The organism is Olleya sp. UBA1516 (assembly GCF_002323495.1).
In the GTDB taxonomy this organism is placed as follows: Bacteria; Bacteroidota; Bacteroidia; order Flavobacteriales; family Flavobacteriaceae; genus Olleya.
The window spans coordinates 82,787-107,521 of the sequence record NZ_DCQO01000022.1 but is presented as its reverse complement, the minus strand read 5'-3'; the positions used below and the strand labels follow the sequence as shown (position 1 = coordinate 107,521).

The following is a 24,735-nucleotide window of genomic DNA, read 5'->3' as shown; positions in this document are numbered from 1 at the left end:
TAATTAAAAAGTACTGTTGTTACCTCAAAAGTGTAGTTAAAATATTGTAAATAAGTCACAAGCGTGATAAAAAAGCAAATATTTATTATATTTAAAATCTAACCATCAAAACTAAAAAAATGACTCAATTTAAAGCAAAAGTAGAAGTATGTTTAAAAGATAGTGATGTTAATTTTACAATTGAACTGAATATCCCAGTCGAAGTTGATATAAACTGTAAAGAGTATATTACTTTTTTAGACAGTAAAAATCAAAGACACCTAGTGCTTTTTATTGAAACAGTTGATGGAAGTAGAATAGGTGTTGGTGGTAATATCAAAAAAACAATTAATAGCACATTTGTCAATAAAGATTTAAAGGAAGGAATGGACGTTGATATAGCGCTTTATAACGATAATGCACTTTTCAATCCTAAAAACAATAGTGTGAATTTTGAGGAGCCTAGAGAGTCTGGTAATGGAGGAGTAGTTGGAGTGATAAGTTGTTCTAATTAATTGAAAAAACTAATTTTCATACTATTCGCACAATTTGTTTTAGCGCAACAAAATCCACAAGATTCTATTTCATACGAGTATTTTTATGAGAAAGAATTACAACAAATAGTGTCTTTAAAACAACAACAAATAGGACGTTCTTTTAATCCTAAAAAGCAGCTTGAAATTGCCGAAATTTATAAAAGAATTAACTGCGAGGATTCTGCTTATGCAGCTTATTATAAGGTTTTTGATAAAGAATTTAAAAAGCTAACGTTATCCGACGATGCTTTTAATGAGTTACTATTCTCGTTACACACAACCGAGTCTAGTAAGCATAATTATAACAAAGATAGACGCTACTTTCTAGAACTTTTAAAACAACGAACCATTAAGGGAACTAACGATCAATGGTTAGCTAAAATAGAAAACGAACGATTTAAAGACTATTTTATTGATAGCTTAAAATTAGGCAAAGCAAAAGAAATAATTAATGGTATAAAAAAAACAAATTATTACCAATCAAACAGCACGTTTAGGTCTGTGATTTTATTAAATGAAGGTAACCTAAACACCAAAATAAATAATTTTAAGATTGCAGAAAGTAATTTATTTCATGCCTTAGACTTGGCTAAACAAAATAAAGATTATCTGAGACAAGTGTATTGTCTTATTAATCTTGGAGTAAATGAAAATAAACAGAAAAATTATACAAAAGCATTAAGTTACTTTGATCAAATAGAAAGTATACCTAATAGCAAATACAATATCAAAATAGCCAGAATTATAGCAAGTAATAAAGGTAATGCCTACTATGGGTTAAAAGATTCTGTAAATTTAAAACACCAAGATGATTTGTATTATAAGTTAGATAATATAATAAGTGATTTTAGTAAAAATAGTAATTTTTACGAGATTGACGTTGCCTACCAAACTAAAGAAAAAGATAAAAAAATAGAGGAGTTGTCATCTTTTAAAAAGACATTTAATACTAACAAAATAGTCTATAGTGTTTTATTGTTTTTAGTGTTTTTGTTAGCGCTTTATTCTTTTGTACGATGGAAAAAATCAGACAAAACAAAAAAGCTGCTAAATAAAGAAAATCAATCTCTAAGTATAGAAAATAAAAAGACAAAACACGAGTTAGAAACCGTAAAGTCTATCGTTACTAATGACTTTATTTTACTTAAAAACAAATCCAAAGTTTATCTTGAAGCATTAATTTACGTCAAATCTGATGGGCATTATCTTAACCTTTACACGACTTCCAAAAAGGAATTTGTAAGAGGTAAAATTTCGGAAATTGAAAAACAATTACCACCTAACTTTGTTAAATGTCATCGCTCTTATATAATTAATAAAAATTATATCAAGCAGTATAATAGCATGGAGGTTATTATGACAAATGGTCAAGATATTCCGCTTTCTCGTGGGTTTAAATTTTAGTTATAAACTTATCACTTCAATACTATTTTTAACCTTTTCAGCAATTTGACGTGCTGTATTTAAGTCCTCATCTACAATGGTAACATGACCCATTTTTCTAAATGGTCGCGTTTCTTTTTTACCATAAATATGAGGTGTCACACCATTCATAGCCATTATAGATTCTATGTTTTTGTAGTGTACTTGACCTGTATAGCCTTCAGCACCAACAAGATTAACCATAACACTTGCCACTTTATTCTCAGTTTTACCTAAAGGTAATCCTAAAATAGCACGAATATGTTGCTCAAATTGAGACGTATAACTCCCTTCAATCGTTTGGTGACCAGAATTATGTGGTCTTGGTGCAACTTCGTTAATTAGTATTTTATCATCTTCGGTTTGAAATAACTCAACAGCTAATAAACCAACGTGATTAAAAGCTTCAGATGTTTTTAATGCAATATCTTGCGCTTTTTTAGCAACTTCTGCACTTATTCTTGCAGGACAAATAACATATTCTACTTGGTTAGCTTCTGGATGAAACTCCATTTCTACCACAGGATAGGTTTTCATTTCGCCATTAGCACTTCTAGCAACAATTACAGCTAATTCATTTTTAAACGGAATTAATTGTTCTGCTATGCATTCGCCTTTAGGCAAATCTTTTAAATCCGCAATGGATCTTACTATTTTCACACCATTACCATCATAACCAAATTGTGCAGCTTTCCATACAAATGGTAAGTTTAAACCACCATTATCAATAGCATCTTCAATCTCAGACACATAAGCAAACCTGCTAAAAGGTGCAGTTGGTAAATTATGGTCTTGATAAAATAATTTTTGAGTCGCTTTATTTTGTATGCGTCTTAATGTTTTTGACGATGGGTAAACGGTTATACCTTCATTCTCTAATTTTTCAAGTGCAGCGACATTTACATTTTCAATCTCGATGGTTAAGACGTTGACCTGTTTACCAAAATTATAAACAGTATCAAAATCCATCAAGTCACCTTTAGTAAACTCATTACAAGCCATACGACTTGGTGCCTCATTACTATTATCTAAAATACAAGTGTAAATATCAAATTTTCTAGTATTATAAAGTAGCATTTTGCCTAATTGGCCACCACCTAAAATACCTAATTTAAAGTCTGAAGAAAAATAATTCATTGGTCATAAATCGTGTTAGCCACAAAAATACATTTTAAAACCAAAACAGGACCTAAAAATCGAATTCAAATATCTGTTAAGCAGTCACAAATGCGTATATTTGCGCTTTAAATTTATAAAATGCAAACTATTACGCTTCACGACAAACAGTTTAAACCATTTATTTCTGAACAAGAATTGGATGACGCTGTAACAAGAATGGCTAATCAAGTCGCTCACGATTTAGGAGACGAAGTCCCAGTTTTTGTTGGGATTTTAAATGGATCGTTTATGATTGTAAGTGATTTTGTGAAAAAATATCCAAAACCATGTGAGGTAACTTTTATAAAGCTTGCCTCTTATGAAGGTGTAAAATCTACAGAGGATATACAACGCTTAATTGGTTTAACACAAGATTTAACAGGACGCACTGTAGTTATCCTAGAAGATATTATTGATACAGGAAACACGTTAGAAGAAGTACACCGCATTTTTAAATCCGAAAACGTAAAACAATTGTTAATCGCAACACTGTTTTACAAACCGGAAGCTTATAAAAAAGACTTTAAATTACACTATGTTGGTATAGAGATTCCTAATAAATTTATAGTAGGCTACGGTCTAGATTATGATGGGTTAGGTCGCGATTTACCAGCAGTATACCAACTAAAAACAACACAACACATGACTAATTTAGTGCTATTTGGACCTCCAGGAGCAGGAAAAGGAACGCAAGCTAATTTTTTAAAAGAAAAATATGATCTAGTCCATATATCTACAGGAGATGTATTTAGATACAATATCAAAAACGAAACTGCATTAGGTACGTTGGCTAAGTCTTACATGGACAAAGGTCATTTAGTACCAGATCAAGTAACTATAGATATGTTAGAGGCAGAGGTAGAGCGTAATGCTGGAGCTAAAGGATTTATTTTTGATGGTTTTCCAAGAAACGAAACGCAAGCGATAGCATTAGATAAAATTATGTCAGATAAAGACTCTGAAGTTAGCGCAATGGTAGCTTTAGAAGTAGAGGATGAGGTGTTAGTACAACGTTTGTTAGAACGTGGTAAAACTAGTGGAAGAAAAGACGACTCTGACGAGGCTATTATTAGAAACAGAATTAAAGTTTATTATAACGAAACTGCAATTTTAAAAGACTACTACGCAGCACAAAATAAATATTTTGGAGTAGATGGTATTGGTGGTATAGAAGATATTACCAAACGCTTAAACACTGTAATTGACAAATTGTAATACAAACAAACGTGTTTGAGTTAATAAGTATTAGTGAAAACTTTTAACTATTAACGTTTTAACTTTTTAACTAAATTATGACTGAGGGAAATTTTGTAGACTACGTAAAAATGCATGTCTCTTCTGGGAACGGAGGAAAAGGATCTGTGCATTTACATCGCGAAAAATTTATTACAAAAGGTGGACCAGATGGAGGAGATGGTGGACGTGGAGGACACGTTATATTAAGAGGTAACTCTAACCTTTGGACACTATTGCATCTAAAATTTAAAAGACATATTAGAGCAGGACATGGTGGACATGGTAGTAAAAGTAGAAGCTCTGGAGAAGATGGAGAAGACATGTACGCAGACGTACCTTTAGGTACTGTCGTTAGAGATACAGAAACTAACGAAATCCTTTTTGAAATCACTGAGGATGGAGAAGAGCGTATTGTGGCAGAAGGTGGAAAAGGTGGTCTAGGTAACTGGCACTTTAAAACATCTACTAACCAAACACCACGATATGCACAACCAGGAATACCATTAGAAGAAAAATTTATAACCCTAGAACTTAAAGTTTTAGCAGATGTAGGTTTAGTTGGATTTCCAAATGCAGGAAAATCCACATTACTATCTGTAGTAACCTCAGCAAAACCAAAAATTGCAGATTACGAGTTTACAACTCTTAAACCTAACCTAGGAATTGTAAAATACAGAGACTTTCAAACCTTTGTAATGGCTGATATTCCTGGGATTATTGAAGGTGCAGCAGAAGGTAAAGGATTAGGGTATTACTTTTTACGTCACATAGAGCGTAACTCGATTTTACTATTTTTAATACCAGCAGATGCGCCAGATATTAAGGCACAGTATGAGATTTTGTTGGACGAGTTAAGACGTTACAATCCAGAAATGTTAGACAAAGATCGTATGATTGCCATCTCTAAGGCAGACATGTTGGACGACGAGCTTAAAGCAGAACTGAAAACCGAATTGGATAAAACACTTCCAATTCCTTACCAATTTATATCAAGTGTAGCACAACAAGGTTTAACCGAGTTGAAAGACACACTATGGAAAATGCTTAACTAAATTATTTTGGGCGTTACCCACTTTTGCTTTTAAGTAGCAAAAGTGGGTCAGGCTGTCCATTATATCTTTTTTTGCCATATATGGCAGCAAAAAAAGGATGTCATTTCCATCCTTAACGCAAAGCCAACCATTACCATAACAGCTAAGTATACTTTAAACGAATAGTAATTATTTAATGAATATAATTAAAAATTTAGCCATTCGTTTTTTTATTAGCCTTTTGGTTGCAGGACTAATTTCCAAACAATTTCCGCAATTCGAGTTTATCCTATTAATAACAATAACCATTGCAATGTTTTTGTTATTAAGCAAAATGGCAAATAAATTTTAGAATCCTAAAATGGGTTTTGTGCTATGATGCAAAATTAATAGTCACTAAAATCTAGCATGAATCCAATCTGATATTAATTTTAAAGCAACAGGAGAAAAAGTTTCCTCAATTTTAGCATACTCATTAATGTTTCCCGTTTTTGCAGTTTGAAATAAATGATTTAAACCTTCAATTTCGTGTACAGTTACATCATTATTCTTAGCAGTCTCAAGGTGTTTTTTAATGGCAGGTAAATTTATCTCTGGTAATACTTGTACATCTTTAGTTCCGTTAAGGACCAAAACAGGACAAGTTACTTTTTCTAAATATGCTTTAGGGTCTAATGTAATAAACGCATAAAGCCAAGGATTAGTTAATTGTGAAGTTAATTGCTTAATTACTATATTATTTACATAAACCGCAAACGGACTTTGATCTGCTTCTAATTGTTTTTTATAGTTTTCTAAAGCTAAGGTTATAGCAGCTTTTTGTTTATCCATTTCAGTTTCAGAATGTAAAGCATCATAAGCTATAGATGTTAATTGGTGATTAAATGCAATACCTTCTTTAGTAGTCCCTTGTAATTCTGCAATTTTTTTGCTTTGTGACTGTAGTACTTCTTGTCCATTAACACCTGTACCAGCAAGCATGACAATAAAAGCAACGTTTGTATTGGTAGATGCTACTATTGGTGCAATTAATCCGCCTTCGCTATGACCAATTAATCCAATTTTTGATGCATCAATATCTGTGCGTGATTTTAAAAAATTAATACCAGCTTCAACATCTTTAGCTAAATCAAAGGTGGTAGCTGTACTAAAATCACCTTGGGATTGTGCTGTACCACGTTCGTCATAACGTAAAACAGCAATTCCGCTGTTAGTTAAATAATCTGCAATTACCCAAAAGGATTTGTGACCCATGATGTTGCAATCTCTATCATGTGCTCCAGATCCATTAATTAAAATGGCAACAGGAGGATTGACTATAGCTTTTGGTAACGTTAACGTACCAGCTAATACTATGCTGTCTGCTGCTGTGTTAATAAAAGTAACGTCTTCAATTATATAATCAAAAGGTGCTTTTGGAGTTTGTGGTTTTTCGGTTTGTGCAACTGTCAAACATGTAAATAATAAAAATAGCGCAAGTGATAGATTATTTAAATACTTCATAATAACTATTTTATTTTTTTAAATTCAATATAAGAATGCACTAATGGTATTATGGTAATTAATACTGCAATTATGACAAACAACGTAGCAGCTGTTTGTGCTTTAAAGATTAAACTCATGCAAACAATTAGTAAACCACCAACAAACCATATTTTACCACCTAAAAGATGTGTTTTTTTCCAGACAGTTTCGTTTTCTAAAGTCCAAGGTGTTTTGATACCAATAAAGTAATTTGGTTTTACCGTTTTCATAAAATTACCAAGACCAGCAAATAATAATCCTAGTAGTATATATATAATGTTTGGGCTAGAAAAGCTTTGTGTTTTTGAGCTGTAAATTATAAATAAGGCTAGTACAGACATAAACAAGACTAAGAAAAATTTTAATTGCTCATACTTTTTTCCCATTGTAGCAATCTTATTTTTTGGATCAATTTTGGGTGCAATAGTCATAATAATATAAACTAAAACAGGTAACATAAATGGAATTAATAGTAACGTGTTTTTACTATTATAACCATCAATTTCTCCGCTAGCATTCCAGTGGATTGGTACTGTTTGTGGTAATGCATTCCAGATGTAAGCTAAATATATAAAAGGCAAAGCTATTAATAATATATACGGAAATTCTTTTTTAAGATTCATAATTCTATTGTTTTAAAGTTATAATCCATTGGAGTACATCTTCTAGGATGGTTGTATTTATGGCATATTCTACAAACTGACCTTTTTTTTCACTGGTTACTAAATCGGCACGTTTTAAAATGTCTAAATGATGTGATATGCTAGGTTTGCTAATATTAAAGGCGTCAGCAATTTGACCTGCTGTAAGATTATCTTCTTTTAAAAGTTCTAAAATTTGACGTCTTGTGTCGTCGTTTAATGCTTTAAATAATAAATTCACTAATTAGGTATTTAGACAAATATCTAAATATTATTTTAAATAGCAAAAAAAAGCTTCCTAGAGTGGAAGCTTTTAATCTGCATCTTTTAAAAAAATTAAAACTTAATTTTTAAAATTCGTGTATTTTTTTTCTTTTTACCTGGTAAAATAACTGTGCGATCATTAAGGTTTACAACACCATCATTAACCTTGTAATAGACTTTAGAGTCTTTATCGTCGATTAATTTTTCAAAATCAAAAGCACCATTTTGATCAATAGATATCATGTAAAGATTAGACTTTTTAGCTTTAGTTTGTTTAAAAGCAATACGGTCTGCACTAAGTTTTTTAATATTGTCAGAACAGTTTATAAAAAAGTAAGTTGTTTCTCCTACTGGAATTGAAGTGTAAGAGCTATTAGTAAGCCCTGTTTGTGCTTTGTTGATGTTTCTAGCCCATTTTAAGCCTCCATCTTTATCTAATCTAACGCTCATAATATCATTAAAATGATAAATGGTATAAGTAGACATTCCACCACTTCCATTCATGGAAGTATGTGTGGTAATAAAAAACTCTTCTGCGTTTACAATAATGTCACCATTATCCATTGTAAAAATGCCTTTAAAATCTATGTTTTTAATACCCTTTTTCTGTTTTCTTTTTTTTCTGTTTTCTTTATTACCATATTTATCTGTCATAAACTCATCAGAGAAAGGTGTAAATTTTTCAGTCTCCATAGCAAGCGTATCTGGATTTAAATTAAACAAACAAACACCATTATAATTACCTTGATCTTTAACTCCGTAAAAACCAACACAAGATAACCTGTCCTCTGTTTTGATTAACTCCATTGACGAGATAAATTTATCTGCCTTTTTAAACGCTGTTGTTTTTTGCCCATTTGCATTTACTTTTAGCAATTCAAAGTGGTAATTAGCTTCGCCTTTTTTCTTAGATTTTCTAGAGTTGTTTTCAAAAGCTTTACCTAAAAAGTAAACGGTTCCGTCTTTGTCATCGACATCAATACTATTGTATTCAAACAATTTGTCCTTAATATCTTTTTCTATTAATTTATCATATACACTTTCAAAATTAGTGTTGAAAACAAATATTTTGTGGGTCTCTTTATCTTTATTATTAAAGTCAAAGTTGATAGCAAAAAACGCATTGTTTTTAGACATAATTACTTCTCCCATATGGTTTCCATCCATTTGAGAAAAGTTATTTATAAAAATGGGAAAAATGCCTATTCCAAAATACTTTTGCATGTTGTCTTCAGAGAAGGATAACAGTTCTTTTTTGCTAAATTTTAGGTCTTTAAGATTAGAAGACACCACATTAAATACGATTTTATCTGCTTTTTTGTCGTGGTCAAATTCTATGATATGCAATTGTCCATCTTTAATAAAAGCATTTTGAATAAAATTATTGTCTACCTCATATTCAACCTCTTTGATTAACTTTAATTTAGCGTCAAAGTGCTGAATGTAATACCCTTTTAGTTTAGGTATAAAGCCACCTATAAAAGATCTGATAGTAATTAGTCCTCCATTATCATCTTCTAAAGAAAAGACTAGAGAACTGTTTTTTTTGGAGTCTTTAAAAATTTCACTTTTAGTTAAAGACACGGTTTGTGCGCTTATTGAAAATGCAAAAAGCAAAGCAATAAGTAATACTGATTTTTTCATTATGGTTAGTTTAGTTTGGCCTAAAAATATAATTTTTAACCCTTTTGCAAACTATTATATCCATTTTTTATAATCCAAAGTAGGTTGGTTAAATGCCTAAATCATTTTTTGTACACTGTAGTTTATTGTGGTTAAGTGAGTTATGTGTATAAAAAAAGCTTTCAAATTATTGAAAGCTTTTTTATTTAGTTAAGCTAAATTTATTCGACCTCAATACGTACACCTTCACTATGGCTACTAAATTCTGGAGCATACATACTTTGTATAGTTGTAATACCATTACTCATATTACCAGCATTATTAACGCGTAAATCATATTCAAAGACAAAAACACCTTTTGGTAAATAGTCAAAAAAGAAGTTGGTAGATGCATCTTTAGTCGCTTCGTAATATCCTAAACCATCTTGGTTTTTATATTGGCTAAGTACATTAATAGGTTCTAATCCTGCAGCACGCATATCTTTCATGTGTACAAATTCCATAGCGCGATCACTACGTAATTCTATACGGACTCTTACTAAATCTCCAACTTTAAGTTTCGTGTTTTTAGTAATAGCAGTAATGACTTCACCAGTATCTGTATTAGTTTTTAAGTATAATTGTTTTTTTAGTTTTAAAGGCGTTTCTGCTGATGTAATCTTATCTAAATCCTCAAAATATTGCCAGTATAAACTTCCCCAAGCAATGCCATTTCCTTTTTTGGTAAGTTTGACCTCAGCCATTTTAGGAGTAATTTCCGTTCCTGACCAAGAGGTTTTGTAATAGCCAGTTCCAGCTTCTACTTTTACATCTTCTAAAGTAGCGGGTGTTATTTTTTCGCCACCTAAAACCACATCAACCATTTCTGTTACACTTAGCCAATCGTTACCTTGTAATAATAAAGCATAGACAGCATCTGTGGTTGCTTTTGTTGTTTTCCATTGGTTGGTCTGTTTGTTTTTAAGTAACCATATTTTAAGGTTATCAATCGTTTCAATGTTTTTAGCTTCGGTTTGTAGTATTGTACCAGCTTCAGCAAAAGCTTCAATCATTAAGGCTTGTGTTTCAATGGATGCTTGATACCAATAGTAAGAGTTTGTGTTTTCTTTCCAATACATACCTAATTCGTCAGACGTAATACTGTTTTCGCTAACCGATTTTAAAATGGCTTTAGCTGTTGTCGTATCGTCATTACGTTTCATTATTAAAGCCATCATTCCTTTAGCATATAATGGACGCTGTAACCAATAATTTCTAATTTGTGACAAGTAATAGTTGTGTATTTCTTGTTGTTTTTTAGACAGTTTAAATTCTGGAAAAAAGCTTCGCATGTATAAATAATGTAACTGCGTATAACTTAAATGATCCTTGGTGTAATCTATAGTATTACTATATTTTGTTAAGTCGTTGTTTTCTTTTTCAAATTCATCATCCAAATACTGTAATGCATTTTTCACCATATTTGTAATGTCTTCATCTTTGTCATCAATTACATTTAATTTTTTAAGATGTCCAAACCCTGTAATAATATGTTGTGTGATGTAACGGTTAACACGATAATCTCCAAACCAAGACCAACCACCATTTGACATTTGGTTGTTTTTTAATTTTGTTTTAGCACGTGTTAACTCATTATTCATTTTATTAAAATCAAACAGTAAAGCAATACGTTTTTTCTGTTCTGTCTCTGACTGTGCATCACGTAACCAAGGTGTTTCTTGTATTAAAATAGATTTTAACTCTTCGTTTTTTTCTAGATTACTCAATAACGCCTCTGTATTTTTCCATTGGTTAAACACCTCTTTGACACGTGGATTACTATTAACAATATGGCTAGCTAAGGCATTAGCATAAAATCTACTAAAGGTTTGCTCATTACACTCATATGGATATTCCATTAAATAGGGTAATGCTTGTATAGCGTACCAAGCAGGATTGCTAGTCATCTCTAATGTTAATTTGTGATGCTTTAAAGTAGCCGACGTATTGGTCTTTAACTTATCCAAAGTAAAAGTTTTGGTTTGGTTGCTTTTAATCCACATTGGAAGGGTTTCAGTCACCAACATTCTATTGGTTAAAACAGGTAAGGCATTTTGTTCACCATCGCTAAAATCACCAGATTTTGCTAATATTTTATATTGAATAGCACTAACGTTATCCGGAATGGACAGCGTCCATGTGACTTGTGTATTTCCTTTTGCTTTCGCGGAAAACGATTGCTGGTTTAAAGTATTGGCTAATTCCGAATCTATAGCTTTTCCAGTCAATGCATCAAACAACTGAAGCACTGCTGTACCTGTTAAATCCTTTGTACTAAGATTTGCAATTTTTGTGCTAATCTGTATTTGGTCACCTTGACGCAAAAAACGTGGCACATTTGGTAATACCATCAAGTCTTTTTGGGTTACTGTTTGCAGTGTGTTTTGAGCATAATTACCTTGTTTGTCATGTGCAAACACATTAAGATTCCATCTAGTTAATGCTTCTGGTGTTGTAAAGTTAAAGGACACATTACCATCTTTATCTGTAGCTAATTGCGGAAAGAAAAAAGCGGTTTCTTGTAAATTTGTTCTTGCTTTAACTTGAGAGAAATCTTCTGTTACACCTTTTTTTGTTGTGATAATTATTACACCATTGGCACCTTGAGATCCATATAAGGCAGTTCCACCTGCACCTTTTAATACTTGTGTGTTTACTATAGAATTTAGATCAAGATTACTAACTTGGTCTGCAGACATTATCACACCATCAACTACAATTAACGCTGCTTTGTCACCAGTTAAGGATCTATTTCCTCTAAGAGTGATTTTTTTTACAGTGCCATCTTCATTTAAAGCTTTCTTTGTGTAATCATTTCCTCTATAATAGTCAAATTCATTTTCAGTTGCCCCTGTAAGTTCATCAGCCTTTCTCTCAACACCTAATGCAGTAATAACCACTTCATCTAAAGCGTTGTCAGGTTTTAGGGATATGTTAATGACGTTATCAACTCCAATGGTTTTTTGGATAGTTCCATAGCCAACATAACTAAAAGTTAAAATAGCGCCAGTTTTTGCTTTGATAATAAAGTTACCATCAAAGTCAGTCGTTGTACTTTCTGTACTACCTTTAACTGCAATTGCAGCAGTGGGTAATGGTAATCCGTTCTCGTCAATTACGGTTCCTTTTACATAACCATCTTTTACATTACCATCGTAAGAGGTTCTAGTTTTGCTTACTCGAAGTGAATTGATGTAATTGTTATAAAACCAACCGTTATTATTAATAGAAAACCCAAAATAATTAAATTGATCAAAGCTTTTTAAATTATTAAAACTATGGTATTCATAAACCCTATCCACTCTAAAATGGGTTACGCCAAAACTTTTCCCATTATTTTTTCTAAAAGATGTGTAATAGGTTAGCGATTTAAATGGTGAGTAATTCCAGTTGTGTGATTTAAACTGATCAAGAGACGCATCATACATGCTAGCTAAAAACTCGGATGCAATTTTTTCGCCTTTTGTTCCTTTAACTTTAAAGCTCCAAGTTTCGTCTGTTCCTGGTTGAAGTTTGTCTCTAAACGTAAGTGTTTCAATCTCTAAGTCTGTTTGAGGATAAGGCACATTTATGGTTAGACTACCATCTGAGTAACTGTTAAATGCTGCCAAACTATAATGAACACCAAAACCGCCTAAATCGTTTTTGTCAATAGGTATACTTATCGTTTTTTTGTTTTGGTTTAAAGTAACAGTATAGTTTTTTGTGATTTGATAATCACGTTCTATACTAACTGTAACAGTTATGTTTTTGGCAGCGCTTGCAAAGGTTAAAATTGCTTTGTCACCAACATTATAACTGGTTTTATCTGTTGTAACTGTAATTAATTGCTGGTCTGCAAGGGTTTTATCCTTGTCTGAAAACAACATGGTTTTAGCAATATCCTTAACCTCTTGACCAAACTTGTCTTTAGTTTCTAGTTCTAAAATGTAGGCTCCAGATAGCCATTTTTTGGTGTTTTTTAAGTCGATAGTTTTAGATTTTTCTGTGTCAAACGTTTTGGATAAAACTAAGTCGCCTTTTTCCCAATGTTCTGGATTATCCTCATTGGTGTAAGCATCATGCGGAAAGTAGTTTTTAAATTCTGTTTTGGTAAAACCTTCATAATCCGGAATGCTCCATGGTCGTGGTCTTAACACATTATCAGGAGCTTGTAATTTGTAAATTTTTAAAGTTCCTTTGGCTGCTACAAATTGACCATTTAAGTTTTGTGTAGTAATAGTAATTTGATTGTCTTTTTTTGTTTTGTCAAGGGTAGACCCAATGTCAATAGTCGCTGTTAAGGCATGATATCCTACTTTTACAATTGTTGAGGTGCTTCTAGTTTCGCCATTAATGTCTGTAACGTCTGCTGTGACTTTATAACTAAAAATTGGTAAGCCAGATTTATCAACTTTTTCGTCTGGAATAGCTTTAAATACAAGCTCATAATTACCATCTGCATTTGTTGTTGTTTCGCCATGTGTTATTTCTTGCGATTCACTAGTATAACTTGGTCTATACCATCTGTACCAAGCAGGATATTGTACGTTTCTAACGACACGATATACGACTTTTGCATCTGTGATTTTACTACCTGCAAAAGCAATAGCTTCACCTTTTACAGTAATGCTATCATTAACTTTAAACGTTTCGGTAATGGTATTAAAATTGGTTTCAAATTTAGGACGCTTATATTCTTCAACCGAAATAGAAGTCTGACCATAAAGATCCACATCGTTAATTTGTATGCTATAATTACCTGTTAATCCATCGTTAGGTAAAATAAACTCGCCTGAAACAGATCCAAAATCGTTAGTAATTAAATCTAATGTGCTTGCTTTTTCACCATTAGTATTATATAAAATGACTTGTATTTTTTTATTAGTATATACCTCAGTTTTGTTGTTTTTGTTTTTTAAAGCAATTGCTTTAAAGTAAACGGTTTGGGATGGTCTGTAAATACTACGATCGGTAAAAATTAAAGCTTGATAATTGGTGTCATTATCTTCACGACTACGTTTATAATTATACATGTAATAGCTGCCAAAATAGGCAGTATCATCATTAGATTTTACCGTTAAATTAATATTACTGCGATTATAATTATTGGTTTTGCTTAAAGCAATAATACCTTTTGAGTCAGTGGTTGTGGTTTTAGTGTGTATTTTCTCGTTACGGTAGGTATAGTCAAGGTCTACTTTTGTGTTTGCTAATGGTGCTCCGTTATTACGATTAATGACTTGGAAAAAATCTTGATTATTATCTTGGTAGTTTACAATAGCTATATCAGTTACTTGGGTTAAGGCTGTTGCAAAAAAATCTGATTTTAAATCTGTAGTTTGTCCTACAATAAGATATAATCCATTATCTAATTGAGGTACTAAAGTTTCAATGGTGTGTTGTTGGTAATCATTTTCATCCTTTAAGGTAGACGACCAAGTTTTTGTTGAACTTAGCTTTTTGATAAAGTCTTTTTTATCTTCCTCTTTATATAGTTTTAAATACGCATCGTATTGTTTTTTACTTATTATATAAGCGTTAAAGGTTAAGTTTTGAATGTTTTTATAGCTAATTAAAAAACGCGAATACGTATTAATTGGTATATTTTGTTCGGTTTGAATGGTTAAATTGGGCTCTACAATTTGAGCTTGTAAAGCATTGCATAAGCCAGCACCTTTACTATCAGGAAACTTAGCAGTAACTTGTTTGCAAATGGCTAAAGCCTCTTTAATTTTAAATCTTACATCAGCATTTGTGTCCTTATCATAGTTATAACCTTGTGTGTTATAAAGCGTGGCAATTTTAAAAAGGTACAGCCCAGAAACTTCATGGTTTTTATGATTTTCAGCTTCGGTTTGTAGTGCTTTTAAATATATTTCGTCTTTATTTTCAAAAGTGGCATTGTAGTAGATGTAGTCTAAACGCTCAGTATTTAATTCCGTTAAGGCATAAGGTGTTTTATTTTTTAAGTGAAATTTAATTAAATCCTGATATACTTTTAAAGCTTGTAATTGTAATGATGTCGAATCTTTAGAGGTGATTTTTAAGTCAGAAAACTGTTTGGAGTCCGTTAAAAATTGATCATCATCAATATTAAATTTATAGGCTGGTTGTGTAATTCTGTTTTCTGGTGTTTTATAAAATTCTAAAGCATAATGACTTAAAAAGTCAAATAAAGTTGGTCTGTAAATTTCAGCGTCTTTTCCTTTAGTAATTATAGCTTCAAATTGAAGTGTTGGCGTTTGTTGAAGTATTAATCCATTTTGTAATGAGCTATCAAAAAGTGTTTGGATTTCTGTAAAAAGCGTTTCTAAATCCCAAGTTCTAAAATCAATAGTATCTGCTTTTTGTGCAGTTTTTGTGCGTCTATAAAATTGATATCTGTTTTGCTGAAAGTATTGCCAATACAACGTTGCCAACATGTTTTCAAGTACGTTTTTTGTAGGCGCTTCTGTTTTAGCAATTTCTGCTTTAAAATCGTTGATAATGCTAAGTTGTGCATTTTCCTCTAGCAATAATGCAAACTTGCTTTTAAACAGTAAAACTTTTATACGTTGCTCTGTGTTATTTTCTGCTAAGGCTTTGTCGTGTATGGTATTAACAACTTCTAGCGCACTTTTTGGAAGACCATTAATTTCGTGATTTTCTACAGTTTCCCAAAGTTTGGAATAGTTGTTGGTTTGTGAGTGGGACGTTGCAAAAAGTAATACCATTAATAGCGATAATATATGTTTCATTTTATTAATTTTTAAACAAGTTACTTTGCTTTTTACGATTTTAATAGCATAAATGTGTAAAGTAAACGTTTCAATGAGTGACGCGTGATAAATTTAAAGTTAAATAATATTTAACCAAATTAATCAAAAACAATACCAAGAGAATACTATTTTTGTAAACCTTTAACATTCAATATGAAATCATTTTTAGTAACCTTATTATTACCGTTAACTATTTTTGCTCAGACCTCAATAGAGAAAGGGAAGACTTATATTGATAGTAAACAATTTGCTAAAGCAGAACAGGAATTATCTGCGTATGTAAATTATCATTCTGCAAATCTAGAAGCTATTGAGTTGTTAGGTGATGCGTATGGTCATCAAAAAAAATGGGATGAAGCTGCAGCAGAATATAAAAAGCTAGTAAATACTAAACCTAATACAGCAAACTACCATTATAAATTAGGAGGCGCTTTAGGGATGAAAGCCTTATCTGTAAGCAAAATATCTGCTTTAGGAATTATAGGAGACGTAAAATCGTCTTTTTTAAAAGCTGCTGAATTAGATCCAAATCATATTGAAGCACGTTGGGCTTTAGTAGAGTTATACATGCAATTACCAGGTATTATTGGTGGAAGTAAAAGTAAGTCCTTTAAGTATGCAAATGAGCTTGAAAACTTATCTAAAGTAGATGGCTATTTAGCTAAAGGTTATATTTATGAATATGACGATGAGCCAGAATTAGCAGAAGAATATTACCTGAAAGCAATAAAAGTTGGAGGCTCTTTAACGTGCTACGATAAGTTAACAGCGCTTTACGAAAAAGAAAAGCAACCAGAAAAAGCAGTCTCTAATTTAGAAGCAGCTCAAATAAAACACCAACGCAACAGTTTGCATTACCAAATAGGTAAGGTGTGTGCAGATTATAACGTGCAATTGGATAAAGGAGAGCGTTGTTTAATAGTTTATATTCAAAATTATTCGGCTAAAGATGGTGTTCCAAAAGCTTGGGCAAATTACAGATTAGCGCAAATATATAAGCATAAGCAAGACGTGACAAATGCTAAAAAATATATTGATTTGGCTATAGCCGAATTACCAAGTATTGATGTATTTAAAACGTTTAAGCAAGGATTGTAAATTTATCCCATGCGTCTAAATAGTTTAAATAAAAAATAGGCAATACCTAAAGCGATTAAGGCGTAATAACCAACGCCACGCTTTTTAACTTTTTTCTCTAATATTGGCTTTTGACCTCTAAATGTTGCGTTATCTTTACCTTTTTTTGAAGCTAAGTAAATGTGGCTTTCTGAAGGAGAATAGCTATCTATTTTCTGAAGATATTTTAAAATGTCCTCTCTAGCAACATAAATATCTTTATAATGTTTAGGACTAATGTCTTCTAAAACATCACAGATATATAAGCAATATGCAATAAGTTGATTTTTATCTTTTTTTATAATTTCAGAGCTGTCCAAACGATTACAGATATTTAAAATAGTAACGTTTAGAGCATTTTTAACCAACGGAACGTTAAAATTTTCTGGCTTTTTATCTACTGTTTCTTTAGCATGTTTTAAAACGTCTAAAGTTTTAACTAGTTCTGGATGGTACTGGATTGCAATAACCTCAATTGCTTTTTTTGTGGCTAAAAATTGGGTAGACCTTAAAAAAGCATTTGTTTTTGCAGCGTTAGTAGATTGTACTGCATAGGTATTGTAAATAGTTTTAAAGCTTTCAATATATTGGTCTTCGATATATGTTTTAAAAGCTTCATCAGCAAAATCAATTTTTGAAAAATCCGAAAAACCCGTAATTTCATTCTCATTTAAAAGTAAGTGTAATGCTTTATCATTATTTATCAAGGTACTAAACGTCTCCGAAGTCATAGGGTATATTTAAAATTATTAAACAATAATACCCTTAATATCATTTAACCACAAATTAATTTGCCATAAGTAATTAAAAAAAGATATTAAAAAGGGCATTTGCAATCCGTGATTTTTGTTGGCAATCACTATCTTTGAGTACTCTACAAAATAAGGATAATGAAAGTACATTTTATAGCTATTGGCGGAAGCGCAATGCACAATTTAGCGTTAGCATTATATAACAAAGGTTGCCAAATTACAGGAAGTGATGATACCATTTTTGAGCCCTCTAAATCTAGATTAGAAGCAAAGGGATTATTGCCAGAACAATTTGGTTGGTTTCCGGAAAAAATTAGTGATAATCTGGATGCCATAGTTTTAGGTATGCATGCTAAAGCGGATAATCCTGAGTTGCTAAAAGCACAAGATTTAGGATTAAAAATTTATAGCTATCCAGAGTTTTTGTATGAACAATCTAAGCATAAAACTAGAGTAGTTATTGGTGGAAGTCATGGTAAAACCACAATAACATCCATGATTTTACACGTCATGCATTACCATGATCGTGATGTGGATTACATGGTTGGTGCACAATTAGAAGGATTTGATGTTATGGTAAAATTAACAGACGATAACGACTTTATTGTGTTGGAAGGTGATGAGTATTTGAGTAGCCCAATTCATAGGAGACCAAAATTTCATTTATACAAACCAAATATTGCTTTGTTAAGCGGAATTGCTTGGGACCATATTAACGTGTTTCCTACCTATGAAAATTATGTAGAGCAGTTTAGCATTTTTGTAGATAGTATTGTAAAAGGAGGAAGCATAAATTATAACGAGGAAGACGTAGAGGTTAAGCGCGTAGTTGAAGCATCTGCAAATCCAATACGTAAGATTGCTTACCATACACCAGAGTATACAGTGGAAGATGGCGAAACGTTATTAGAAACTCCTGAAGGTCCAATGCCAATTGAAATTTTTGGTAAACATAACTTAAATAATTTAGCAGGTGCTAAGTGGATTTGTCAACATATGGGAATTGATGAAGACGATTTTTACGAAGCCATTTCTACTTTTAAAGGCGCAAGTAAACGTTTAGAGAAAATTGCCGAAAGTAAAACTAGCGTTGCCTTTAAAGATTTTGCGCACTCACCAAGTAAAGTTGAGGCGACTACTAATGCTGTTAAAGAGCAATATCAAAACCGTACGTTAGTGGCTTGTTTAGAGTTGCATACTTATAGTAGTTTAAATGCCGAATTTTTAAAAGAATATAAAGGCGCATTAGATGCTGCAGATGTAGCAGTAGTGTTTTATAGTCCACATGCTGTAGAAATTAAAAAATTAGATACAGTATCTCATGAGCAAATAGCCAACGCTTTTCAACGTGAGGATCTAATTATTTACACTAATGCAGAAGCGTTTAAAGACTTTGTCTTTAAACAAAATTTTGATAACAAAGCCTTGTTATTAATGAGTTCTGGAAATTATGGTGGTTTAGATTTTGATGAGGTTAAAGGATTGATAAAGTAAAGTTTAGATAGACTTACTTTGTTGTTTAGGTATATAAAGTAAGTCTATTTTGATTTTGTTTTAAGTGTTGTAAATCCACTAAAACACAAACAAAACCTAATAAAAATATTAAAACCATAATTTAGCAGTACCTTTGCATTAAATTAAAAGAGGTAGCCTAACTAAATAGTGTTTATCTCAATAAACAGTATTTATGTCATTTCAATCTTTAGGCCTATCCGAAGCCTTACTAAAAGCAATTAGTAAAAAAGGGTACACTACACCAAGTCCAATTCAAGCAAAAGCAATTCCACCAGTATTACAAGGTCATGATGTTTTAGCATCTGCCCAAACTGGAACAGGAAAAACAGCTGGTTTTACACTACCATTATTACATATTCTATCGGAAAACCCGAAAGAAAAATATAGACCTATTCGTGCTTTAATTTTAACGCCAACGCGTGAGTTAGCAGCACAAGTTTATGCTAATGTAAAAGAGTATAGTGAGTTTTTAAACTTGCGTAGTGCAGTAATTTTTGGAGGAGTTAATCAAAAGCCTCAAGCGGCAACCATCCGTCAAGGTGTTGATGTATTAGTAGCAACTCCAGGTCGTTTAATTGATTTAGAAAGCCAAGGATTATTGTCTTTAAAACGTGTTGAGATTTTTGTTTTAGATGAAGCAGACCGCATGTTAGATATGGGTTTTTTGCGCGATATAGAACGTGTCATGAAACTTATGCCTGATAAGAGACAAAACTTAATGTTTTCTGCAACGTTTTCTAAAGATATTAGAAAATTAGCAAACGGGATTTTAAATCGTCCTGTCCAAGTTGAAGCTACACCAGAAAACACGACTGTAGAAGCAATTACACAAAAGATTTTTAGAGTAGCTAAAGGAAAAAAAACCGACTTAATTATTAAGTTAATTACAGATGGTAATTGGAAGCAAGTATTAGTTTTTACGCGTACTAAGCATGGTGCAAATAAGTTAGTAGAAAAAATGATTAAAGCTGGTATTAAAGCAGCTGCAATACATGGTAATAAAAGTCAAGGTGCACGAACAAAAGCTTTAGCTGGTTTTAAAAGCGGAAGCGTTAGTGTATTAGTAGCAACAGATATTGCTGCACGTGGACTAGACATACCATTATTACCACACGTTATTAACTTTGAAATTCCTAATATCTCTGAAGATTATGTACATCGTATTGGTCGTACAGGTCGTGCAGGAGCAAATGGAGAGGCCATTAGTTTAGTAAGTGCAGATGAAACTACTTTTTTACGCGATATAGAAAAGTTAATTGGTATGAAACTACCAGTAGAGATTCTGGAAGGTTTTGAGCCTGATCCAAACGCATCAACTGCACCAATTAAACCAGGTCAAAATAGAAGACAACAACCTAGAAATAATAAGCCTAAAGGCGAAAAAGGCAAATCTAAAAGTAATACGTCATCTAATTCAGGTGGTCGTAATAGGTCAAGAACTAAAAGTAGAAACAACGACAGTAGACGTTAATTAATTACAAGTTATGACTATTGCTTTAAAAGATAAAATAATTGAAGTTTGTAATAAAAAAATAGCTCAAAAAGGAGACACTGTTGGTGTCTCTTTTTATGCTTTTTTTAAAAATAAAAATGATAATCCAAAGTTATTAATGGAAGCAGCAACTTGGTGGATACAAACACACCAATTAGATCATTTTGAAAAAGCAGTCAAAATTAAAAGCTTAATAGAAAATAGTTAGTGGAAACACAAAAGAATAATCCTTTACACGGAATTAAGTTAGAACAAATCATAACGGATTTACAATCACATTATGGATGGGAATATATGGGTCATGTTGTGAAAATTAAATGCTTTACAGATAATCCTTCTATTAAATCTAGTCTTAAATTTTTGCGTCGTACACCTTGGGCTAGGACTAAGGTAGAAAATATGTATTTAAGCTATTTGAAAAAAAACAAATAGTTATTAAAAAGGATTTTGAGACAAAAAGTTTGCTAATTTTTCTCCCTTTTTTCGGTCTAAATAGCGTCTTAAAACGCCACCTTTTACGTTGTTTACATCAAACTCGACAATAAAAGCATCATCATCTATATCAGATATAATGCGGTACATTTTTTTGATATCAATACGGTTAATAATCGTATGAATAATATCTAATTCTTCGTTTTCATTTTTATTTACAAACCCTTTTTTTCCTTTGTAAATGGTCATTCCAGCACCAAGCTCTTTAATAATTGCGACTTTAATCTTTTGGTAATCTTTAGATACAATGGATACACCTATAAAGTCTTCAAAACCTTCAATAACCATATCAGTTACTTTAGCAGTTACAATGTAAGTAAGTATAGAATACATGGCTATTTCTTTTGAAATAACAAAAGCTGTAATTGTAAACAATATGACATTAAAAAGTAGGATGACTTTTCCAATACTTATTCCAAATCGGTCGTTAATAAAAACACCTAAAATTTCTGATCCATCTAAAACAGATCCATTTCTAATGGCTATTCCAATTCCTGCTCCTAAAAACAGACCACCAAAAATGGATATTAAAAACTTATCTTCTGTAATTATTTCGAAATTTTCAAAATGAATAAATAGTGCTAATCCAATTATACTAATAACAGACTTTAAAATAATGCGTCTTGAAACCGTAAAATAACCAATAATTAAAAACGGAATACTTAGCACAACTAATAATAAAGATATGTTTATATCAACTAGTCTACTTATTAATAATGCTATTCCAGTTACACCACCATCCAAGAAACGGTTTGGAAGTAAGAAAGCTTTTAATCCAATACTAGCCAATATAATACCAAGTGCAATTTGAGCATATTCTGACAGTGATTTAATTATTTTACTTCTTTTTGAATCCATAAGTTATTTTTGTAGTTTTCTTAAGCCTTCATACACAACAATCCCAACAGAATTTGCTAAGTTTAAACTTCTTATATGCTCACTATACAGCGGGATTTTATATAATGATGTTTTGTGCTTTTCTATTATAGTGCTTCCTAGTCCAACGGACTCTTTCCCGAAAACTAAAAATTGATTGTCTTTAAAAGGAATGTCCCAATGTGATTTTGTTCCATGACTGGAAAAAAACGCAAAATCTGCGTCTTTATTAGTCTTAAAAAAGTCATCAACCGAGTCGTACATCACGACGTTTAAATGTTTCCAGTAATCTAATCCAGCACGTTTTAAACGTTTATCACTTAGCTCAAAACCAAAAGGTTTTACTAAGTGTAATGTGCTTCCGGAAGCTAGTGCTAATCTGCCAATATTCCCTGTGTTATTTGGTATTTCTGGCTCTATTAAAACAATGTTAAGCATTGGATTTGGTAGTTAATTTAACAATTATTACTCTAACTAAAAGTATCCAAGGGAATCCATGTAAAAGTACATCAAACCAATCTTTAAGTTGCATACCTTTTGAACCACCTGCAATCCATTGTAATTTTCCCCAGATATGAGGTTCTGGAAAAAAAGGCGCTAAACCTAGGGTTAAACAGAGTAGTACAATTAGTCTAAAGTCGTTGAGTAGTTTCATGAAATTGAATAAAAAAATGCCTATTCAAATATACTGAATAGGCATTTAATAAATAGGCTAATTGGGATTAGCTATTTGTTTTATTTTGTTGTTTTTTAATTGTCGATTTATCGATATCAAAATCATTAGTTTCCAACTTTGTATTTGCAGTTGGATTTGTAGGATTTGTTTGTCTAACCTTAGTTTCAAATTTCTTTCTATCTTTTATCATTCCCATAATTTTATTGTTTTTTTGGTTCGTAATAAAGATACTATTAACTTAAGTTGTTGTCTCACAAGGCTTAGTTAAAGTCTTGTCTCTAAGTGTTAAACTCTCTTAAAAGGTTTATTTAAGATCCATTTTCATTTCAATCATTCTGTTTTTAAACCCTTTTTTCTGATATGCTTTGATTGCAGATTCGTTATCACTATAAACTTCTAATCTAGTTTCAAAAATATTTAAACTAATTGACCATTGTTTTAATTGCTCGATTATATTTTGAATGACACCTTGACCTCTAAATTCTGGAGCTACATACATAAAACCCATATAAGTATATCTGTCGATGGTATGATACGGTTTTGCTTTTATAATTTTTGCGTATCCACAAGCTATTAAATGGTTGTTTACTGTAGCAACAATTAATTTAGCTTCATTAGATTGAATTAAATAATCTAAGTCATAATATGTGCAATCTTCTTTTAAAATGGAATCAAATGGACGCTCATAGGCAATCAATTGTTGTTCAAATTGTAATAGTTTTGGTTTGTCTTCCAAAGTTGCTTCTCTAAACGTAATTGCAGCCATACTTGATTTTTATTTTAAAATTGAATTTGTAAAAGTGTCAATTTTAGTATTACCGTGTTTGGTTAAATGTTTTATAAAAGCACTTCCAATAATTGCTCCTTTGGCATATGTTGTAGCTTGCGTAAATGTTGTATTGTCCGAAATACCAAAACCTACAATTTGAGGATTGTTTAACTTCATGTCTGCAATACGTTTAAAGTACTCTGTCTGCTCTGTTCCAAAACCAGAATTACCTCCTGTTACACTTGCGCTACTTACCATGTAAATGAAGCCATTAGATATAGAGTCAATAAAGTTAATACGCTCTACGCTAGTTTGTGGTGTGATTAAAAAGACATTGATTAAACCATATTTTTCAAATGTAGCTTTGTATTGGTCATTGTAAACGTCTACTGGTAAATCAGGAATAATTAAACCATCTATTCCGATGTCTTGACATTTTTTGCAAAACGCCTCAACACCAAATTGTAACATTGGATTAAAATAGCCCATTATTATTAATGGTATTGATACCGTTTTTCTAATGTCTTTTAGTTGGGTGAATAACGTCTCTGTTGTCATTCCGTTTTTTAATGCTTGTGTAGAGCTGGCTTGTATTGTTGGTCCATCTGCCAGAGGGTCACTAAACGGAAGCCCTATTTCAATCATGTCAACTCCGTTTTTTTCTAGGTTTTGTATTATTGAAACGGTGTCGGTTAGGGTTGGGTAACCTGCAGAGAAGTATATGCTTAATAGCTTTTTATCTTCTTTTAGTTTTTGATTTATTCTGTTCATTTTTAAATGAATTTATTTTTTTTGCACTAATGCAGTTTTTTAAATTTATCGGTATTCATTTTTTGCTTGTCCCAAAAACGAAC

General features: G+C 31.7%; 22 protein-coding genes. 9 read left to right on the top strand and 13 right to left on the bottom strand.

Going from position 1 to position 24,735, the window contains the following annotated elements; all coding sequences use genetic code 11:
- The first annotated feature begins 119 nt into the window (after positions 1-119).
- Together B2989_RS14715 and B2989_RS14710 are read left to right on the top strand one after the other, a co-directional pair.
- Positions 120-494, top strand: a complete 375-nt coding sequence (locus B2989_RS14715; protein ID WP_292949951.1) for a hypothetical protein — start codon at positions 120-122, stop codon at positions 492-494.
- Positions 495-1,919 carry a LytR/AlgR family response regulator transcription factor gene (locus B2989_RS14710; RefSeq protein ID WP_292949949.1) on the top strand — a complete coding sequence of 475 codons (1,425 nt, stop codon included), beginning with the start codon at positions 495-497 and terminating at the stop codon, positions 1,917-1,919.
- Here B2989_RS14710 and B2989_RS14705 read toward each other — a convergent pair whose 3' ends face one another.
- Positions 1,920-3,074: a 5-(carboxyamino)imidazole ribonucleotide synthase gene (locus tag B2989_RS14705; RefSeq protein ID WP_292949947.1), complete on the bottom strand. Its 1,155-nt coding sequence runs from the start codon at positions 3,072-3,074 to the stop codon at positions 1,920-1,922.
- Positions 3,075-3,194: 120 nt separating this feature from the next.
- Here B2989_RS14705 and B2989_RS14700 point away from each other — a divergent pair, with 120 nt between their 5' ends.
- Positions 3,195-4,310: an adenylate kinase gene (locus B2989_RS14700; protein WP_145002784.1), complete on the top strand. Its 1,116-nt coding sequence runs from the start codon at positions 3,195-3,197 to the stop codon at positions 4,308-4,310.
- 77 nt (positions 4,311-4,387) lie between these two features.
- Positions 4,388-5,383, top strand: a complete 996-nt coding sequence (gene obgE, locus B2989_RS14695) for a GTPase ObgE (RefSeq protein WP_292949944.1) — start codon at positions 4,388-4,390, stop codon at positions 5,381-5,383.
- A gap of 375 nt (positions 5,384-5,758) precedes the next feature.
- On the opposite strand, the gene B2989_RS14690 is transcribed toward obgE, so the two are convergent.
- The 5 genes from B2989_RS14690 to B2989_RS14670 all read right to left on the bottom strand — a co-directional run bounded on the left by B2989_RS14690 (position 5,759) and on the right by B2989_RS14670 (position 16,172).
- On the bottom strand, positions 5,759-6,865 hold the full coding sequence (locus tag B2989_RS14690; RefSeq protein WP_292949942.1) for an alpha/beta hydrolase family protein: 1,107 nt from the start codon (positions 6,863-6,865) through the stop codon (positions 5,759-5,761).
- 5 nt (positions 6,866-6,870) lie between these two features.
- Complete coding sequence (locus tag B2989_RS14685) at positions 6,871-7,509, bottom strand: SdpI family protein (protein ID WP_292949940.1); 639 nt, start codon at positions 7,507-7,509, stop codon at positions 6,871-6,873.
- 4 nt (positions 7,510-7,513) lie between these two features.
- Positions 7,514-7,768, bottom strand: a complete 255-nt coding sequence (locus B2989_RS14680) for an autorepressor SdpR family transcription factor (protein WP_145002772.1) — start codon at positions 7,766-7,768, stop codon at positions 7,514-7,516.
- Positions 7,769-7,863: 95 nt separating this feature from the next.
- Positions 7,864-9,435 (bottom strand): hypothetical protein, encoded by a 1,572-nt coding sequence (locus B2989_RS14675; RefSeq protein WP_292949937.1) that lies wholly within the window; start codon positions 9,433-9,435, stop codon positions 7,864-7,866.
- Positions 9,436-9,635: 200 nt separating this feature from the next.
- Positions 9,636-16,172: an alpha-2-macroglobulin family protein gene (locus B2989_RS14670; protein WP_292949935.1), complete on the bottom strand. Its 6,537-nt coding sequence runs from the start codon at positions 16,170-16,172 to the stop codon at positions 9,636-9,638.
- A gap of 174 nt (positions 16,173-16,346) precedes the next feature.
- On the opposite strand from B2989_RS14670, the gene B2989_RS14665 reads away from it, so the two are divergent.
- Positions 16,347-17,291, top strand: a complete 945-nt coding sequence (locus B2989_RS14665; RefSeq protein ID WP_292949933.1) for a tetratricopeptide repeat protein — start codon at positions 16,347-16,349, stop codon at positions 17,289-17,291.
- A 2-nt stretch (positions 17,292-17,293) separates the two neighbouring features.
- Here B2989_RS14665 and B2989_RS14660 read toward each other — a convergent pair whose 3' ends face one another.
- Positions 17,294-18,040, bottom strand: a complete 747-nt coding sequence (locus B2989_RS14660; protein ID WP_292949931.1) for a hypothetical protein — start codon at positions 18,038-18,040, stop codon at positions 17,294-17,296.
- A 159-nt stretch (positions 18,041-18,199) separates the two neighbouring features.
- Here B2989_RS14660 and B2989_RS14655 point away from each other — a divergent pair, with 159 nt between their 5' ends.
- The 4 genes from B2989_RS14655 to B2989_RS14640 all read left to right on the top strand — a co-directional run bounded on the left by B2989_RS14655 (position 18,200) and on the right by B2989_RS14640 (position 21,500).
- Positions 18,200-19,555 (top strand): UDP-N-acetylmuramate--L-alanine ligase, encoded by a 1,356-nt coding sequence (locus B2989_RS14655; protein WP_292949929.1) that lies wholly within the window; start codon positions 18,200-18,202, stop codon positions 19,553-19,555.
- Positions 19,556-19,748: 193 nt separating this feature from the next.
- Entirely contained in the window at positions 19,749-21,047 is a 1,299-nt protein-coding gene (locus B2989_RS14650) for a DEAD/DEAH box helicase (protein ID WP_292949927.1), read from the top strand.
- A gap of 13 nt (positions 21,048-21,060) precedes the next feature.
- The gene (locus B2989_RS14645; protein WP_292949925.1) at positions 21,061-21,276 is read left to right on the top strand and encodes a DUF6500 family protein; all 216 of its coding nucleotides are present in this window, start codon (positions 21,061-21,063) and stop codon (positions 21,274-21,276) included.
- Entirely contained in the window at positions 21,276-21,500 is a 225-nt protein-coding gene (locus B2989_RS14640; protein WP_028283691.1) for a VF530 family DNA-binding protein, read from the top strand. Before B2989_RS14645 ends, B2989_RS14640 begins: the two co-directional genes overlap by 1 nt.
- 3 nt (positions 21,501-21,503) lie before the next feature.
- Here B2989_RS14640 and B2989_RS14635 read toward each other — a convergent pair whose 3' ends face one another.
- The 6 genes from B2989_RS14635 to trpA form a co-directional block, all read right to left on the bottom strand.
- Positions 21,504-22,418 (bottom strand): YitT family protein, encoded by a 915-nt coding sequence (locus B2989_RS14635; RefSeq protein WP_292949922.1) that lies wholly within the window; start codon positions 22,416-22,418, stop codon positions 21,504-21,506.
- 3 nt (positions 22,419-22,421) lie between these two features.
- Complete coding sequence (locus B2989_RS14630; protein ID WP_292949920.1) at positions 22,422-22,874, bottom strand: tRNA (cytidine(34)-2'-O)-methyltransferase; 453 nt, start codon at positions 22,872-22,874, stop codon at positions 22,422-22,424.
- A complete protein-coding gene (locus tag B2989_RS14625; RefSeq protein WP_292949918.1) occupies positions 22,867-23,091 on the bottom strand; it encodes a hypothetical protein in 225 nt (74 codons plus the stop codon). The genes B2989_RS14630 and B2989_RS14625 overlap by 8 nt, the downstream gene beginning before the upstream one ends.
- A 67-nt stretch (positions 23,092-23,158) precedes the next feature.
- Positions 23,159-23,308 (bottom strand): hypothetical protein, encoded by a 150-nt coding sequence (locus B2989_RS14620; RefSeq protein ID WP_186439202.1) that lies wholly within the window; start codon positions 23,306-23,308, stop codon positions 23,159-23,161.
- A 108-nt stretch (positions 23,309-23,416) separates the two neighbouring features.
- Complete coding sequence (locus B2989_RS14615) at positions 23,417-23,878, bottom strand: GNAT family N-acetyltransferase (RefSeq protein ID WP_292949915.1); 462 nt, start codon at positions 23,876-23,878, stop codon at positions 23,417-23,419.
- Positions 23,879-23,887: 9 nt separating this feature from the next.
- Positions 23,888-24,652: a tryptophan synthase subunit alpha gene (trpA, locus tag B2989_RS14610; protein WP_292949913.1), complete on the bottom strand. Its 765-nt coding sequence runs from the start codon at positions 24,650-24,652 to the stop codon at positions 23,888-23,890.
- Positions 24,653-24,735 lie beyond the last annotated feature (83 nt).